12 protein-coding genes and 1 riboswitch are annotated in these 15,607 nt (G+C 62.6%); of the genes, 1 reads left to right on the forward strand and 11 read right to left on the reverse strand.

Annotation, left to right across the window (positions count from 1 at the left end):
* Positions 1-8 precede the first annotated feature (8 nt).
* The 4 genes from iolE to QQK18_RS17910 all read right to left on the reverse strand — a co-directional run bounded on the left by iolE (position 9) and on the right by QQK18_RS17910 (position 5,920).
* Positions 9-926 carry a myo-inosose-2 dehydratase gene (gene iolE, locus QQK18_RS17895; protein ID WP_284341732.1) on the reverse strand — a complete coding sequence of 306 codons (918 nt, stop codon included), beginning with the start codon at positions 924-926 and terminating at the stop codon, positions 9-11.
* Between the two features lie 64 nt (positions 927-990).
* Entirely contained in the window at positions 991-2,838 is a 1,848-nt protein-coding gene (iolD, locus tag QQK18_RS17900) for a 3D-(3,5/4)-trihydroxycyclohexane-1,2-dione acylhydrolase (decyclizing) (RefSeq protein WP_284341733.1), read from the reverse strand.
* 132 nt (positions 2,839-2,970) lie between these two features.
* Complete coding sequence (locus tag QQK18_RS17905; RefSeq protein WP_284342053.1) at positions 2,971-4,875, reverse strand: bifunctional 5-dehydro-2-deoxygluconokinase/5-dehydro-2-deoxyphosphogluconate aldolase; 1,905 nt, start codon at positions 4,873-4,875, stop codon at positions 2,971-2,973.
* 184 nt (positions 4,876-5,059) lie between these two features.
* A complete protein-coding gene (locus tag QQK18_RS17910) occupies positions 5,060-5,920 on the reverse strand; it encodes a MurR/RpiR family transcriptional regulator (RefSeq protein ID WP_284341734.1) in 861 nt (286 codons plus the stop codon).
* Between the two features lie 228 nt (positions 5,921-6,148).
* On the opposite strand from QQK18_RS17910, the gene QQK18_RS17915 reads away from it, so the two are divergent.
* Complete coding sequence (locus QQK18_RS17915; protein WP_284341735.1) at positions 6,149-7,270, forward strand: Gfo/Idh/MocA family protein; 1,122 nt, start codon at positions 6,149-6,151, stop codon at positions 7,268-7,270.
* Positions 7,271-7,277: 7 nt separating this feature from the next.
* Here QQK18_RS17915 and QQK18_RS17920 read toward each other — a convergent pair whose 3' ends face one another.
* The 7 genes from QQK18_RS17920 to QQK18_RS17950 form a co-directional block, all read right to left on the reverse strand.
* Complete coding sequence (locus QQK18_RS17920) at positions 7,278-7,685, reverse strand: hypothetical protein (RefSeq protein ID WP_284341736.1); 408 nt, start codon at positions 7,683-7,685, stop codon at positions 7,278-7,280.
* 196 nt (positions 7,686-7,881) lie between these two features.
* The gene (locus tag QQK18_RS17925; protein ID WP_284341737.1) at positions 7,882-8,856 is read right to left on the reverse strand and encodes a DMT family transporter; all 975 of its coding nucleotides are present in this window, start codon (positions 8,854-8,856) and stop codon (positions 7,882-7,884) included.
* A gap of 96 nt (positions 8,857-8,952) precedes the next feature.
* A riboswitch (FMN riboswitch) is annotated at positions 8,953-9,102 on the reverse strand.
* A gap of 150 nt (positions 9,103-9,252) precedes the next feature.
* Positions 9,253-11,268 carry an aldo/keto reductase gene (locus QQK18_RS17930; RefSeq protein WP_284341738.1) on the reverse strand — a complete coding sequence of 672 codons (2,016 nt, stop codon included), beginning with the start codon at positions 11,266-11,268 and terminating at the stop codon, positions 9,253-9,255.
* A 37-nt stretch (positions 11,269-11,305) separates the two neighbouring features.
* Positions 11,306-12,394, reverse strand: coding sequence for an ABC transporter ATP-binding protein (locus QQK18_RS17935; protein WP_284341739.1), 1,089 nt, complete (start codon positions 12,392-12,394; stop codon positions 11,306-11,308).
* Positions 12,395-12,404: 10 nt separating this feature from the next.
* Entirely contained in the window at positions 12,405-13,223 is an 819-nt protein-coding gene (locus QQK18_RS17940; RefSeq protein WP_284341740.1) for a carbohydrate ABC transporter permease, read from the reverse strand.
* Entirely contained in the window at positions 13,220-14,050 is an 831-nt protein-coding gene (locus QQK18_RS17945) for a carbohydrate ABC transporter permease (protein ID WP_284342054.1), read from the reverse strand. Before QQK18_RS17945 ends, QQK18_RS17940 begins: the two co-directional genes overlap by 4 nt.
* A 263-nt stretch (positions 14,051-14,313) precedes the next feature.
* Positions 14,314-15,588 carry an ABC transporter substrate-binding protein gene (locus QQK18_RS17950; RefSeq protein ID WP_284341741.1) on the reverse strand — a complete coding sequence of 425 codons (1,275 nt, stop codon included), beginning with the start codon at positions 15,586-15,588 and terminating at the stop codon, positions 14,314-14,316.
* Positions 15,589-15,607 lie beyond the last annotated feature (19 nt).

The raw sequence follows: 15,607 nt of genomic DNA on the forward strand, positions 1-15,607 counted from the left end.
GGGAAAGATCACCGGTTCGGAAAGCCCTGCGTTTCGACGGTGTAGCCGGCCGCCGTCATCACCCGCATCAGTTCCTTGTGGCCGACCTCGGCCATCTTGAGGGGCGGGTTTTTCCTGGGATCCTGCTCGGCCTCGACAACGAACCAGCCTTCATAGCCATAATCGGCGAACTTCTGGACGATCCGCTCGAAATCGAGCGAGCCATCCCCGGGAACGGTGAACGCACCGAGCGCGACCGCGTCGAGGAACGACTGCCTGGTGCGGTCAAGTCCATCGATCACCTCCATGCGCACGTCCTTGACGTGCACATGAGTGATGCGCGCGTGATGGTTGTCGATCGCCCGCAGCACGTCTCCGCCGGCAAATGCCAGGTGCCCTGCATCGAGCAGCAGCGGAATGCCCTCGCCGGAATTGCGCATGAACGCATCGAGCTCGGTCTCGGTCTCGACCACCGCAGCCATATGGTGGTGATAGGCAAGGGGCATGCCTTGCTCGGCGCACCATTCGCCGAAGGCGGTGACCCTGCGCGCATAGGCCATCATCTCGTCATCGGCGAGCTTCGGCTTGGTCGCGAGAGGCTTCGACCGGTCCCCTTGGATCGAGCGGCCGACCTCCCCGTAAACGATGCACGGAGCATCGACCGCCTTGAAGAGCTCGATCATAGGCGCGATGCGGTCCTTATTCGCCTCGATGTTTTCGTCGACCAGGGTCCCCGAAAACCAGCCCCCGCAGAGCGTCACGTCGGCGGCTTTGAGGATCGGCAGCATCACTTGCGGGTCGCTCGGAAAGCGCCGGCCCATTTCCATGCCGGTGAACCCGGCCGAGCGGGATTGCCGCAGGCACTCCTCGAGCGACACGTCGTCGCTTAGTTCAGGAAGGTCGTCGTTCCACCACGCGATGGGAGACATGCCAAGCTTGGCTTTCAATTCGTCACTCCAAAAGAACAGGAAATCAAGGTCAGGTCGCACTGGCCGGGGCAGGCGACCGAGGTCAACCGACCCTTTGCGCCCTGCGTGCCTTCTCGTAGCCTTCGCGCGCTTCGTTGACCTGCGGCCGTTCGGACACTTCTGGCACTGCCACGTCCCACCAGAAACCGCCGGCCTCGGTGGTGATCAGCGGATCGGTGTCGATGACGATGACCGAAGTGCGGTCGTCGACCTTCGCCTCGTCGAGCGCTTGCTCCAGGTCGCTGATCGAGCCGACCTTGCGGGATCTGGCACCCATAGAGGCGGCGTGTGCGGCGAAATCGATTCCCGGCAGAGCCACATGGTGGGTGTCCTTCAAGAGATTGTTGAAGTTGGCTCCGCCCGTCGCCATCTGCAACCGGTTGATGCAGCCATAGCCGGAATTGTCCAGAACGACGATGGTGATCTTGGCGCCGAGCATGATGGAGGAGGCGATCTCGGAATTGAGCATCATGTAGCTGCCGTCGCCCACCATCACCACGACATCGTCATCCGGACGCGCGAGCTTGACGCCCAGCCCGCCGGCGATCTCATAGCCCATGGTCGAGAAACCGTATTCGAGGTGGTAGCTTCCGGGCTTGCCCGCCTTCCACAGTTTATGCAGCTCGCCCGGCAGGCCCCCGGCCGCGCAGACCAGCGTCGCCTCCGGTCGCGCCCGCTGCACCGCGCCGATCACCTGCGCGTCCGAGGGCAGTTCGGCATTGGTCGTTGCGGTGGCCTTGTCGGCCGCAACCAACCACTCATCCTTCCCGTCCCGCGCCTTCTGCGTCCATGCCGCATCGGCTTTCCATCCGGTCAGCCCCTGTACCAGCGCCGAGAGGCCGACCTGCGCATCCGCTACCAGCGGCAGCCCATCGTGCTTTGCCGCATCGAACGGCTGCACGTTGAGCCCGATGATCTCGAGTTTCTCGTTGCCGAACAGCGCCCACGAACCCGTGGTGAAATCCTGCAGCCGCGTGCCGACCGCCAGTACCAGGTCCGCTTCGCTCGCCAGCGCATTGGCTGCCGAGGTTCCCGTCACGCCGACCGACCCCATATTCAACGGATGGTCGTGGGGCAGGGAACTCTTGCCGGCCTGCGTCTCCATCACTGGAATGCCAAAGGTTTCGGCAAAACCGGCAAGAACCCTGCTCGCCCGCGAATAGAGTACGCCGCCGCCGGCGATGATCACCGGCTTTTCGGCCGCCCGGATCGCCGCGGCCGCCTGCGCGAACTCGTCGGCATCCGGCATGATCCGGCGCGGCACCCACACTTTCTCGGCAAAGAAGCTCTCCGGATAGTCATGGGCTTCCGCCTGCACGTCCTGGCAGAGTGAGAGGGTGACCGGGCCGCACTCGGCTGGATCGGTCAGCACCTGCATGGCGCGGCGCAGCGCCGGAATGATCTGCTCGGGCCGCGTGATGCGGTCGAAATAGCGGCTGACTGGCTTGAAGGCGTCGTTGACCGACACGGTGCCGTCGCCGAAATCCTCGGCCTGCTGCAGGACCGGGTCGGGCGTACGGTTGGCAAAGACGTCGCCCGGCAGCAGCAGCACCGGCAGTCGGTTGACATGGGCAAGGGCGGCCGATGTCACCATGTTGAGGGCACCGGGCCCGATGGAGCTTGTGCAGGCCATGAACCGGCGGCGGAAGCTCGCCTTGGCGTAGGCGACGGCGGCGTTCGCCATGCCCTGCTCACTTTGGCCGCGATAGGTCGGCAACTGATCTCTGATCGCATAGAGCGCCTCGCCGACGCCCGCCACGTTCCCATGACCGAAAATGGCGAAAACACCGCCGAAGATCGGCACGATTTCTCCGTCGATCTCGGTCTTCTGCGCAGTCAGAAACCGAGCTACGGCCTGTGCCATTGTCAGTCTGATCGTCTTCTGGCCCATAGCCGAAACTCTCCCAACCCGATTGTCACCGGCCAAGCCGATGACTCGATACATACTATCATTATGGCGCACCCTCACCCCGTTGGCCTGAGGTGCCAAAAGCGGGGTGAAGGGTGGTAGAGCGGCTTCGGATCAGGCCGCCTCCACCTCACGCAGCCTCTGCCAAACCGAAACCAGCGCCCCGAAGCGCGTCGCCATGTCGGCGACTGCCGCGTCGTCGCTCATCGTTCCGTTGAGCCAGGCCTTGGCCGCCTCGGAAAAGATCGTGCGCCCAACGGCAAAACCCTTGACTTTGCGCGAGGTGCGCGCCGCCGTGAAGCCCGCCTCCAGCGTCTCCTGCGGGGCATCGAGGCCGAGCAGCACCACGCCCCGGCAATAGCGGTCCCGCGCCTCGATCACCGCATCGATGGCGCTCCACGCGCCCCGGCTGGCCTGCGGCTCGAGCTTCCACCAATCGGGCTTGAGGCCTGCATCGTAAAGTTCGTTCAGCGCTCGCGCCACGGTGCCGTCGTCCATCGTCCCGTGTTTGCTGGCGATGATCTCGACGAGGATTTCCCGTCCGACCTTGCGCGCCGCTTCATAGGCCGAGCGGAGCTTTTCCGTCTGCAACTGCTTGAGCTCGTCCGGATCGTCGGGGTGATAATAACACAGCACCTTGATGCAGTGCTCCACCGGCCAGTCGGTGAGGCGCGAGCCGAGATCCTGGCTGAACTCGAAGGTAAGCGGCCGCGAGCCCGGCAGCTCGATCGGCTTTCCGATCCAAAAGTCGTTGAGCGTGCCGGCGGCGAACAGCGCATCGCGCCCGTACTTGTCGTCGATCAGCATGCCAAAGCCGGCCCGTCCCGCCGCAATCTGCGTTGCAGCCTTGACCGCCAGCTTCTTGAACGCCGGCAGCCGTGCCAGCTTGCGTTCGTCTCCCGCGCAGAGGTCTTCCAGCTGGCTGCGGTGATCGATGGCCAGCGCCATCAGTTCGGGGATCTCGCGGCGCCGGTTGGTCGCCCAATGGAGGTGATTGAGGTCTGCGTCCTTGCGCAGCGCCCTGTGCGTGCTGCCGTGCTCCAGGAAGTAGGTGAGCTCTTCCCAGCTCGGATACTCCGGAGCGCAGAGAAGCCGTGAGACGGCGAAGGCGCCGCAGGCGTTCGCCCAGGTGGCGGAGGTCGCGTGGGCCTCCCCTTTAAGCCATCCGCGCAAATACCCGCTCATGAACGCATCGCCGGCGCCAAGCACATTGTAGACCTCGATGGGGAAGCCTTTGCCGACGATGCCCTGCTCCAGATTTTCGGGGATGGGGCCGTCATAGACGATGCAGCCCATGGGGCCGCGCTTGAGGACGATCGTGCCGGAGGAAAGGGAGCGGATCGTCCTCAGCGCGGATTGGATGTCGGCTTCGCCCGCCGCGATCAGCACCTCTTCCTCGGTGCCTACGATCAGATCGCAATCGGCAAGTACGGATTTGTACTTTGCCGAGACGGCGTCGGACGCCACATAGCGCTCGAACCCGGCCTCGTGCCCGGCCAGCCCCCAGAGATTGGGCCGGTAATCGAGATCGAAGACGACCTTGCCGCCATGGGCCCTGGCGATGCGGATCGCCTTTTCCTGGGCGGCCGCGCTGTGAGGCTTGGAAAAGTGGGTGCCGGTGACGACGATGGCGCGCGCACTGGCGACAAACGCCTCGTCGATGTCGTCCTCGTCGAGCGCCATATCGGCGCAATCGGTGCGATAAAAGATCATCGGCGAGACACCCTCGGCCTCGACCGAAAGCAGCACCAGCGCCGTCAACCGCTCCGTGTCGGTCGCAATTCCTTTTGTCTCGACGCCCTCTCGCGCGAGCTGCTCGCGGATGAAGCGACCCATCTGTTCGTTGCCGACGCGGGTGATGAGCGCTGACTTGAGCCCCAACCGCGCGGTCCCCACGGAGATGTTGCAAGGGCATCCGCCGACCGATTTGGCGAAGCTCCCGATATCCTCGAGTCGGGTACCGATCTGCTGGCCATAGAGGTCGACCGAGGCTCGGCCAATGGTGATGACGTCGAGCATCTTCGTGCCCTCGAATGGGTGTGTGTCGGTCAATGAACCCTCCCGGAGCGGCGTGGATGGCCCGCCGTGTGTCTTTGAGCGCGCCAGCGCCTAGTTAAATGAAACACCGGTTCCGACAATTCGTCAACATGGAATGTTCGTTCTAAATGTGGATATCGCTGTCCGCTTTGTCTTGCACGAGCCTCTATCCTGGCCGCTCCTGGGCGTCCCTTCGTCGCTTCTCGGCGATGCTCACTGTCAGCGCCATGGCAAAGGCCATGCTGGCGGAAAGCGAACGGAAGCCGGCATGGTCGGCCTCTGCCACCTCGAACCAGACCCTCGAGCACTCGGCGAGCGGCGAAAAGACCGAGTCGGTCAGCGACACCACCGGCACGCCGCGCAGCGCCAGGGCCCGCGCCTGCCCCGCACTCTCCGAAGCATAGGGCGAAAAACTCACGGCAAAGGCGGCATCCCTGGGGCCGGCAAAGCTCAAGAGATCGTCGTCGATTCCGGCCGACGTCCCCACCAGGGCGCTTTTGACCTTCAGCTTGCCGAAGGCATAGGCCATGTAGCTGCTGATCGGGTAGGAGCGGCGCTTGGCGATGAGGTAGATTGTTTCGGCCTTTGCCAGGATCTCCACAGCCTGCTCGAACGCCGCCGCATTGACACTGCCGGCCAGCGCGTCAAGCGAGCGATGCGCGGCGGCAACGAACCCATTGAAGATCGAAGCGCTCTCCGAAAGCGGGGCTCCATTCTGCTCCAGGGTGCGCAGTCGCTCCTCATAGCTCGACGTGCGCTCCTTGAGCCGTGCCCGGAAGATCTGCTGCAGGCCGGAGAATCCGTCGAAGCCGAACTGCTGGGCGAACCGCACCAGCGTCGAAGGCTGCACCTCGGCCGACTCGGCTATACTGGCGGCCGTGCCGAAGGCGATCTCGTCCGGATTGTCGAGCGCATAGGCGGCGACTTGCACAAGGCGCTTGGGCAATTCCCGCCGCCGCTCCAGAATGGCCGCCCGCAGCGCCTCGAAATCCTGGGGCGGCGCGATCTTTTCTGCGTTGACCGCCATCTCGAAATCATCTCCTTCAACGAGCACCAGAGCGATGCGAAAACGTGGGAACCGGTTTTTCGCAAGAAATCCCGCGACACACAGGCAGAGCGCGCGATTTTGAGTTCAGCAAATCGCGTCGCTCCGGGACCATCATCCCCAATCCGCACGATCAATCAAGCATCACTGGAAAATCCGTTTCGATTTGTGAATATGCGGATCAAACATTTCAGTAGGGTGGAGAATCGAATGAACGGCACTATCGGCGTTGGCCTCATCGGCACCGGCTACATGGGCAAATGTCATGCTCTGGCCTGGAATTCGGTTAAAGCAGTATTTGGCGATGGGCCGAAACCGCGCCTCGTTCACTTGGCCGAAGTGTCATCCGATCTCGCCGCCCGGCGTGCCGAGGAGTTCGGTTTCGCTCGCGCAACCAGCGATTGGCGCGCGCTGATCGCCGATCCCGAGGTCGAAGTTGTTTCCATCACCACCCCCAATGCGTTCCATGCCGAGATGGCTATTGCCGCCCTCGAGGCCGGTAAGCATGTCTGGTGCGAGAAGCCGATGGCCACCGCCTTCGCCGACGCCGAGCGCATGGCGCAAGCTGCCAGGGTCTCCGGCAGGATCGCCATCCTTGGCTACAATTATATCCAGAACCCGATGATCCGCCACGTCGGCGGGCTCCTGGAAGAAGGAGCCATTGGTACGGTCAACCATATCCGCGTGGAGATGGATGAGGATTTCATGGCCGATCCGCAGGCGCTCTTTTATTGGAAGAGCGAGGTCTCTTCAGGTTACGGCGCGCTCGACGATTTCGCCGTGCATCCGCTTTCGCTGCTGCGCGTGCTCTTCGGCGGCGTCCGCCGGGTGTTTGCCCACATGAGCAAGCCCTATGCCGATCGTCCCACCCGCGAGGGCGGTCGTCGTGCGGTGGAGACCTATGATGTTGCGAGCGTTCTTTTCGAACTCGAGAACGGTGCCTCCGGCGTCCTCTGCGTCAATCGTTCGGCCTGGGGCCGCAAGGGCCGCATCGCCCTGCAGATCTTCGGTTCGACGGGGTCCATCGTCTACGATCAAGAGCGCATGAATGAGGTGCAGCTCTATACGAGCGCCGATCGCCCCACGGAGCAGGGCTATCGCACCATCCTCGCCGCTCCCCACCACGCGCCCTACGACCGCTTCATTCCCGCGCCGGGGCACGGGCTTGGCTTCAACGATCTGAAGATCGTCGAAGCCCATGAGCTGTTGAACGCCATCACTGGGCAACCGGCCCGCGTCATCGATTTTGCGCAGGGTCTCGAGATCGAGCGCACCGTCCATGCCATGGCCCGCTCTCATGGCGAGGGCGGATGGGTCGAGGTAGAAGGCTAGAAAGTGCTTATTTGTCCGGATTGCGCCTTTTGTAGAGCCTGGACTCATAGAACATCGTTGCCGCGCCGAGCACGATCCAGGCGAGGACGAAGCTGATCGCGAGCGGCACGATCTGCGAGGTCGGTTGCCAGACGATGATGATGAGGAACGCCGCGTAAGCCAGTCCCTCCAGCGCCTTGCGTTCGATGAAGTAGAGCGTCCACGGCCGCCGCGACGCCTCTGAGGAGAAGATCAAGCCTATGCCGGCCACGGCCAAGAGGAAGAGCGGCACTGCCATCACACGAAGGAAAATGATTTCGAGCGGTTCGCCGGTGAAGAACCCGGCAATGGCGACCAGCAGCACCACCGCGGTCGCCGCGCCATAGCGCTGCAGGCGCAGGAATTCGCCGGTCGGGGTCGGTTCCTGTTCGGCCATGATCGTCCTCCGAGGCGTTAGAGCGGGATGCAAAAGTGGAAACCGGTTTTTGCGAAAAATCCCGCGACAACAAGAAGCTAGAGCGCGCGATTAGATCAAATCAAATCACATCGCGCTCTGGGCTCGACAACCTTGGGCCTGTTTGAGGTTGAACACAACCGCACCGCCTTGCACGACGGTCCGGTCGTTTGAAGCTTCAGGCGGTTTCCGGTATCGGCGACCTGCCGGTCGGCAACCGGCCCCTGTCCTGCCGCATGATGAACAGCGACGCGCCAATGATCAGCAGCACGCCCGGCCAGAAGAGGATGCCGGGCACCTGCCCCAGCACCAGCCAGCCCGCGATGATGTTGAGCGGGAGCTTGAGGTCGTCGAACGGTTGCAGATAGGTGGCGTCCGCGACCTTATAGGCAAGGCTGAGGAAGTACTGCGCTGCCGCCGTCACCAGCCCGAGCAGCAGAATGAGCACGAGGGCATCGCCTCCCGGCAACATGAAGTCGAAGCCGGTCGCGAGGCTGGCGGGCAGGGCGCCTGCCGGCAGGATTGCGACGGCTATGCCGAGGATGAGGCCGATCAGGAAGTGGTTGGGTGTGATCAGCACCAGCATATAAAGGGTCAGCGACTCCGGCGCCTCGTCGCGCGTGAGGTACTTGGTGATCACCGAAACGGTCCCCCAGCAGGCGGCGGCCAGCACCGGCAGGATCGAGGCCCAGGTGAACTGCTCCGAGCCGATCTGCGAGACGAGCAGGGCGCCGGCAAACCCGGCGATCGTCGCCCCCAGACGCTGGACGGTCAACCTCTCGCCGAGGAAGATCGTCGCCCCGGCGATGATGAAGAACGGCCCTGTCATCGACAGCGCCACCATCTGCCAGACGGGAACGCCGCTGGCAAAGCCGAAGGCGAAGAACTGGACGCCGAGCGCCGAGAGGAATGCGCGCACCTCGTGCGCGACCGGATGTCTGGTCTTGAGCGCTCCGAACCCGATCCGCCAGATCAGCGGCAGGGCGAAGACGGTGGCGATCACGTACTGCCAGAAGACCACGGCGGTCGACGGCACACCCATCTGCCAGGTGACGATCGGGGTGATGACGTTGATGATGGCGAAGGTGATCCCTGCGCCGAGCATAAAGGTGGCCCCGAGTAGCGAGGCGTTGGAGGAGGAAACCTGGTTCATGTCCTGTCCTTTCCGTAACCAGTTTCCCAAGGGTTACGGGAAGGAGCGGTAGCCCGCGTCCGGCAGTGACCGAACGCCGGCAGGCCGGCACAGGCATCCCGTTCTCTCTCATCCGGACTATGACCGTCGGCTTCGGAATCTCACCGAATCTGCTGTCCCGAACCGCTATTTGGCTCGGCGCTCGCGGGCTTGGGCATTGCTGCCATCACCGCCGGTGGGGACTTTCACCCCGCCCTGAGAACGCACGTGCAGTCATCTGCACGGAGGGAAGGTAGGGCAGGAAGCAGCAACACGCAAGAAGACACAAGAATGTAACCGGCTGGCTGGCGATTCTAACGCCGCAAACAAAAGTCCCCGCTTGCGCGGGGACTTGCTTTATATCCGCCACGGATAGACCTACCCGTTGCGCAGCCACTCCACGTCCTGCAGTGTCAGCTTGATGCCGAAGGCTTTGATCGAGTCTTCGAGCTCGACCAGGCGGCGCGGCCCAATCAGCGGGATCACCGGGAAGGGTTGGGCGAGCACATAGGCCAGCGCCACATGGATGGGGTTGGCGCCGATCTTTTTGGCGAATTCGATCGCGCGGTCACGGCGGCCGAAATTGGCCTCCGAATACCAGCAGCGCACGATCTCCTCGTCGTCGCGCTTGTCGCGTCCCGCCCGGTCGGTGAAGAACCCGCGCGCCTGGCTCGACCAGGCAAAATTCGGGATCTGCCGCTCGATCAGCCACTTGCGCCACTCGTCGTCCGACGATTGCACGCACCCGGCCCAGATCGGGTCGATCATCTCGGCGAGCGAGAAGTTGTTCGACAGCGCCCCGGGCTTGGTCTTGCCGGTCTTCTCGGCATAGGCGATGGCCTCGTCCAGGCGTTTCTTGGTCCAGTTGGAGCCGCCGAAGATGCCGCGGATGCGTCCGGCCTTGACCTCGGCGTCCATGGCATCGACGAACTCGCCCACCGGGACATCCGGGTTGTCGCGGTGCATGAAATAGACATCGACATAGTCGGTCTGCAGTCGCTCCAGCGACTGGGTGAGCTGCTTGCTGATGACGTCGGGATAGACGAGCGGCGAGTGCGCGCCCTTGCCGATGACCACCGATTGCTCGCGCACGCCCCGGTTCTTGAGCCATTCGCCGAGGAGCTTCTCGGTATAGCCACCGCCATAGATGAAGGCAGTGTCGAAGATATTTCCGCCCGCTTCGTAGTAGCCGTCGAGCAGGATGGCGCCGCTGGCGAAGGTCTTGAAGTCTTCGAAGCCAAGCGCCGCGACGGATGCGGACTTGGAGATTCCCGGGATCTGGCGGTGCGGAATGGCGTTGCCGGGCGCGGCAAGGGGCCGCCCGGAAATCGTGTTGACGCGTTTGGCCGCCGTCTCGATGCCGTATGTGAGGCCGCTGTCGGCCCGCCACTTGTCGAGCACGCGTGCATTGCCAAGGCTGTCGGCCCAGGTCATGCCGGGCGCAGCGAACTCCTGCCGACCCTCGAGGATTGCCTGCGAGGCTGCGTCCGCCTCGAAGGAGTAGACGTGGCCGGTCTCGTTGACACTGGTGCTTTCGCGTTTGCCGTCGTTGAGGATGATGTCGATCTTGCCCAGGCCCTGATCGCGATTGCCGCCGGCGAACCAGAAGTCCGGCACTTCGATGCGTCCGAGCGAACCGTGGATGCGCAGCATGTTGTCGAGATTGACAAAGACTGCGCAAGAGACCTGCGCGATGATGCCGTTCTCGAACGTCAGCACCGCAGCCGCCCACTCGTCGGTCTTCTCCTCACCGAGATGCGCAGCACCCGAGACCTTGACCGGATCGAGGAACGGCTTGCCAGCGGCTGCACCGGCGATAAACCGCGACATCGAGACGGGATAGCCGCCGACATCGAGGATGCCGCCGCCGGCAAGGTCATTGGCAAACAACCGATGTTCGGGCATGAACCGCGGCATCTGGAAACCGAAGCTCGACTGGATCATGCGCACGTCGCCGATGACGCCGGACGTGATGAGCTCAGCGAGCTTGCGGGTTTGCGGATGCAGCCGGTACATGAAGGCTTCGCCCGCGAATGTGCCGGCCTTGCGGTGAGCATTGAACACAGCGTCGATCTCGAAGGCGCTGAGCGCCAAGGGCTTTTCGACCAGCACGTGCTTGCCGGCCTCGGCCGCCTTGATCGCCCATTCCGCGTGATAGGGATGGGGCAGGGCTATATAGACGGCGTCTACCTCAGGATCGGCGAGCAGTGCGTCATAGCCCTCGAGGACTCGCGCGCCCGGAAATTCTTCGCCAAGCCCGGGTTTGCCGGGGTTACGAGTGGCGATGGCCACGAGTTCGCCGAGTTTGGAGCCGGCGACGCCGCCTCGAAACGCCTTGGCAATGCTGCCCGGCCCGAGGATCCCCCACCGCACTTTTTGTGTGCCGGAAGTCATGACAAATTTCCTTTTTCTAGATGTGTAGTGGCGCGGCTTAACGCAGCCGGACGCCGTTTTGGTCGAAGAGGAACGCCTTTTCGGCAGAGATCGAGACCGTGACCTGGTCCATGCCGATCTCGGAGCGGGACTCCTCGCGTTCGATGATGATCTGCTCGCTGGAAGTGGTGTTGGCATAGATGTAACTGGTCGAGCCCAGGTGCTCGGCAACGTCGACGGCCACTGTGAGATCTGCGCCGCCCTGGCCGGCGTCGCCGAAATGCTCCGGTCTTATGCCGAGTGTCACGGTGTCGCCGACCTTGGTCCCGTTGGGAGCAACCGGCATGCGCAACGAAGCATCGCCCTCGTTGACGAGGCCGATAGTTACACCGCCGGAGCCGACCTCCTTCACCTGGGCCGAAAGGAAGTTCATTTTCGGCGAGCCGATGAAGCCGGCAACGAACTGGTTAGCCGGATCGTCATAGAGGTCGAGCGGACGTCCGACCTGCTCGATGATGCCGTCACGCAGCACCACGATCTTGTCGGCCAGCGTCATCGCCTCGACCTGGTCGTGGGTCACATAGACGATGGTGGTCTTCAGTTCCTTGTGCAGCCTCGCGATCTCGATGCGCATGTGCACCCGCAGTTCCGCATCGAGGTTCGACAGCGGTTCGTCGAACAGGAACACCTCCGGCTGACGCACGATCGCCCGGCCGATGGCGACGCGCTGCCGCTGGCCGCCGGAGAGTTCCTTCGGGAACCGGTTGAGCAACGGCTCGAGCGCCAGGATGCGCGCGGCACCCTCCACTTGCCTCGCTATCTCGTCCTTGGGCACACGGGCAAAGCGCAGGGCAAAGCCCATGTTCTCGCGCACCGTCATGTGCGGGTAGAGTGCATAGGACTGAAAGACCATCGCGATACCGCGCTTGGACGGATCGACTTCGTTCATCCGCGCGTCACCGATCTCGAGATCACCGGTCGTGATCCCCTCGAGCCCTGCGATCATGCGCAGCAACGTGGTCTTGCCGCAGCCCGATGGTCCGACGAAGACGACGAACTCCTTGCTGTCGATGTCGAGGTCGACGCCCTTGATGACTTCGACCGACCCAAAGGACTTGCGCACGCCCCTTAGCTTAACGCTGCTCATGGTGTTGACCTTATTTGACCGCGCCCAGCATGCCTTCGACGAAGCGCCGCTGGAGCAGGAAGAAGATGACGAGGGTGGGGAGCGTCGCGACGATCGCGCCGACCATGACCGTGCCGTAGTTGGGGTTGTAGGCGGAGGTGAGGCTTGCCACCACGAGGGTCAGGACCTTCATGTCGTTGGTCTGCAGCACGATGAGCGGCCACAGATAATTGTTCCAATGGGTCATGAAGACGATGATCGTCGCCGCCGCATAGGTCGAACGCATCACCGGCATGTAGACGTGGAGAAAGATCTGCCACTCCTTGAGGCCATCGATGCGCGCCGCATCGCGCAACTCGGTTGGAAAAGCCTTCGTCGCCTGCCGGAAGTAGAAGATGATGAAGATCGACGCCACGGTAGGCAGGATGATCGCCTGGTAGGTGTTGATGAGCTTGAGATTGGCCATCATCACAAAGAGCGGGATCATCAGTGCCGCGAACGGGATCGACAACATCAGCAGCATCCCGCCGAAGACCTTCTCGCGCACGCGCGACCGGAAAATCTCGAAGCCGTAGCCGGCGAGCGACGAGACCAGCAGCGTCAGCACCGTTCCGACGCCGGCGATGAAGAACGAGTTGAACAGGACACGCGGCAGGTCTTCGGACGTGAAGAACGTCACGATGTTGGTGAGGAGTGCGCTGCCGGGAGTGGCCTTGCCGCGCACGATATCGGGCGAGGTGTTGGTCGCGCCCACCGCCATCCAGAAGAACGGGAATATCGAGATGAAGGCCGCGAACGACAACAGCACGTATTGTGCGGTGCGGCCGAGAAGGGCGATTGGATTGCTCATCTGCGCCGGTCCCTCGCGGCCAGGAACTGCAGGAAGCTCAGGATACCGACCAGGACCACGATCACATAGGAGACCGTCGCCGCATAGCCGAAGCTGGGCATGAACCTGAAGCTCAGATTGTAGATGTACATCGAGAGCGTCAGCGTCGAATCCGACGGTCCACCCTGCGTCAGCAGGTTAGGCTCATCGAAGAGCTGCAGAGTGCCGATGGTGGAAATGACGGTGGTAAAGAGGATCACCGGTTTGAGCATCGGAACGGTGATGTACCAGAACCGGGCCCAGGCCGGCACGCCATCGATCCTGGCCGCTTCATAGATCGAGCGATCGATGTTCTGCATGGCAGCCAGGTAAAAGATCATGTTGTAGCCGGTCCACCGCCAGGTGATGGCTGAGATGATCACGGCCTTTGCCCAGAACGGATCGGAGAACCAAGGAATGGGCCCGGATATGAAGTTGAGGCCCATCAGCATCTGGTTGAGGATGCCATCCTGCGCGAACATGGATTTGAAGACGACCGCATAGGCCACCAGCGAGGTGACGCAGGGCAGGAATATCGCCGTGCGAAAAAAGCCGCGGCCCCATAATTTGCTGTCGTTGAGCGCGCTGGCGCAGAGCAGCGCCAGGATCAGCATGATCGGCACCTGCACGGCAAGGAACAGCATGGTGTTGCTGAGCGCTCTCAGAAACACCGGATCCTGGGTCAGTCGAATGATGTTGGCGAGGCCGCCAAAACTGAAGTTCATCCCGCGCCCGACCTGGAAGCTCATCCAGAGCGACCAGAGGATGGGATAGACCATGAAGATACCGAGCAGCACCAGGGCGGGCATGACGAACGCCCAGCCATTGAACTGCTCACTGCGTGCCAGGTTCGATCGCGTCACCTGTCGGCCCCGCGTCTCTAGAGCGTCTTCAGCCAAAGTGTGCCACCTCTGCGGTTCGGAAACGCGCCAATTCAGTAGCTCAGAGCTTCCATTCTGGTTCAATCAGAATGGGAGTGGCTCTTGCCAACCATTGCCGACAATCCCGCGCCTTTTGGCGCGGGATCGCGGGAGGCCGGAGGCGGTCTGGCCGCCACCGGTATTGCCAGGTGTTACTGGATCTGCTGACGGACCTGGGCGTCGATGGCGGCGATGATCTCATCGATATTGCCACCGCCGGTGATCGCCGGAATCTGCGCCACCACGGCTGCGTCGGCTTCCTCGGTGAAGATGCCGTAGTTGACCGACGGAATCTCACTGAGCCAGGTTGAGAAGTTCTGCCACACCGGCTGGCCACCGAAGAACTCGTCGCTGGCCTGATAGGCCTCGCCTTCGCGAGCCGCCATCAGCGAGCCGAGCGCGCCCTGATCGACGAGGATCTTCTGGTAGAAGTCGACATCCTTGCCCCAGATTTCTGCGAGGAAGTCGATCGCCATGTCCTTCTGAGGAGCCGAGGACAGCACATACCAGCTCGATCCGCCCAGGTTCGAGGCGTTGACCGAGCTCTCGATACCGTCGAGGCGCGGAATGGGAGCAACCCCCCAGTTTCCGGACTGATCGGGGTTGGACTTGATGGTGGCGGTCATCCACACGCCTGAATAGGTCGAGATGGTGTCGCCCGAGGTGAAGCTGCCGGTGTACTCGGTCCAGCCGGAAACCGGCTTGGAAATGTCAGCGGCAGCCAAGCGCTGGTAGGTCTCGAGCGCGGCCTTGATCGCCGGGTTGTCGACGATGGTGGCATTGCCCTCGGCGTCGAAATACCAGGTCCCTGCGGACTGCATCATGATGCGCAGCCATCCGGCCTCGTTCGGATCGATCGGCAGCAGGGTCTCGCCGGTCTTTTCCTTGACGTCGACACCGATCTCGATCAGGCGATCCCAGGTGATGTTCTCGAGGTCTTCGGCGGTATAGCCGGCCTCTTCCATCAGGTCCGAGCGGTAGAAGTATCCGGTAACGCCGGAGTCGAATGGCAAGGAATAGGTCTGGCCATTGACGGTCGCCAGTTCTACCTTGTAGGGCGCAAAGGTCGAATAATCGACGTGATCGTTGAGCGGCTCGAATGCGCCGGGGAACGACTGCAGGTATTTCTGCGCCCGATAGTCTTCAATGAGCACGATATCGGGCAGGCCCTCGGTGGTGCCCGAAGCGAGCTGAGCCTGAAGCTTCTGCTCCATGGCGGCCTTGTCGAAGATCACGACATTGATGGTGTCGTCCGGATGCTCGGCCTGATAGCGCGAGAATGCCTCTTCCATGGTCGCGCCGTTGAAGTTCGGGTCCCAGCACCAGACGGTGATTTCGGCTGCCGAAGCGGCGGTGACGCTGAACAGGCTGACGCCGGTGAGCGCGACGGCAAGCGTGCGGCGCCACCGAAGTGCGATGCTAGACATGAAGTCCTCCCTTTTCGTT

Source organism: Devosia nitrariae, assembly GCF_030160115.1.
Lineage (GTDB): Bacteria > Pseudomonadota > Alphaproteobacteria > Rhizobiales > Devosiaceae > Devosia > Devosia nitrariae.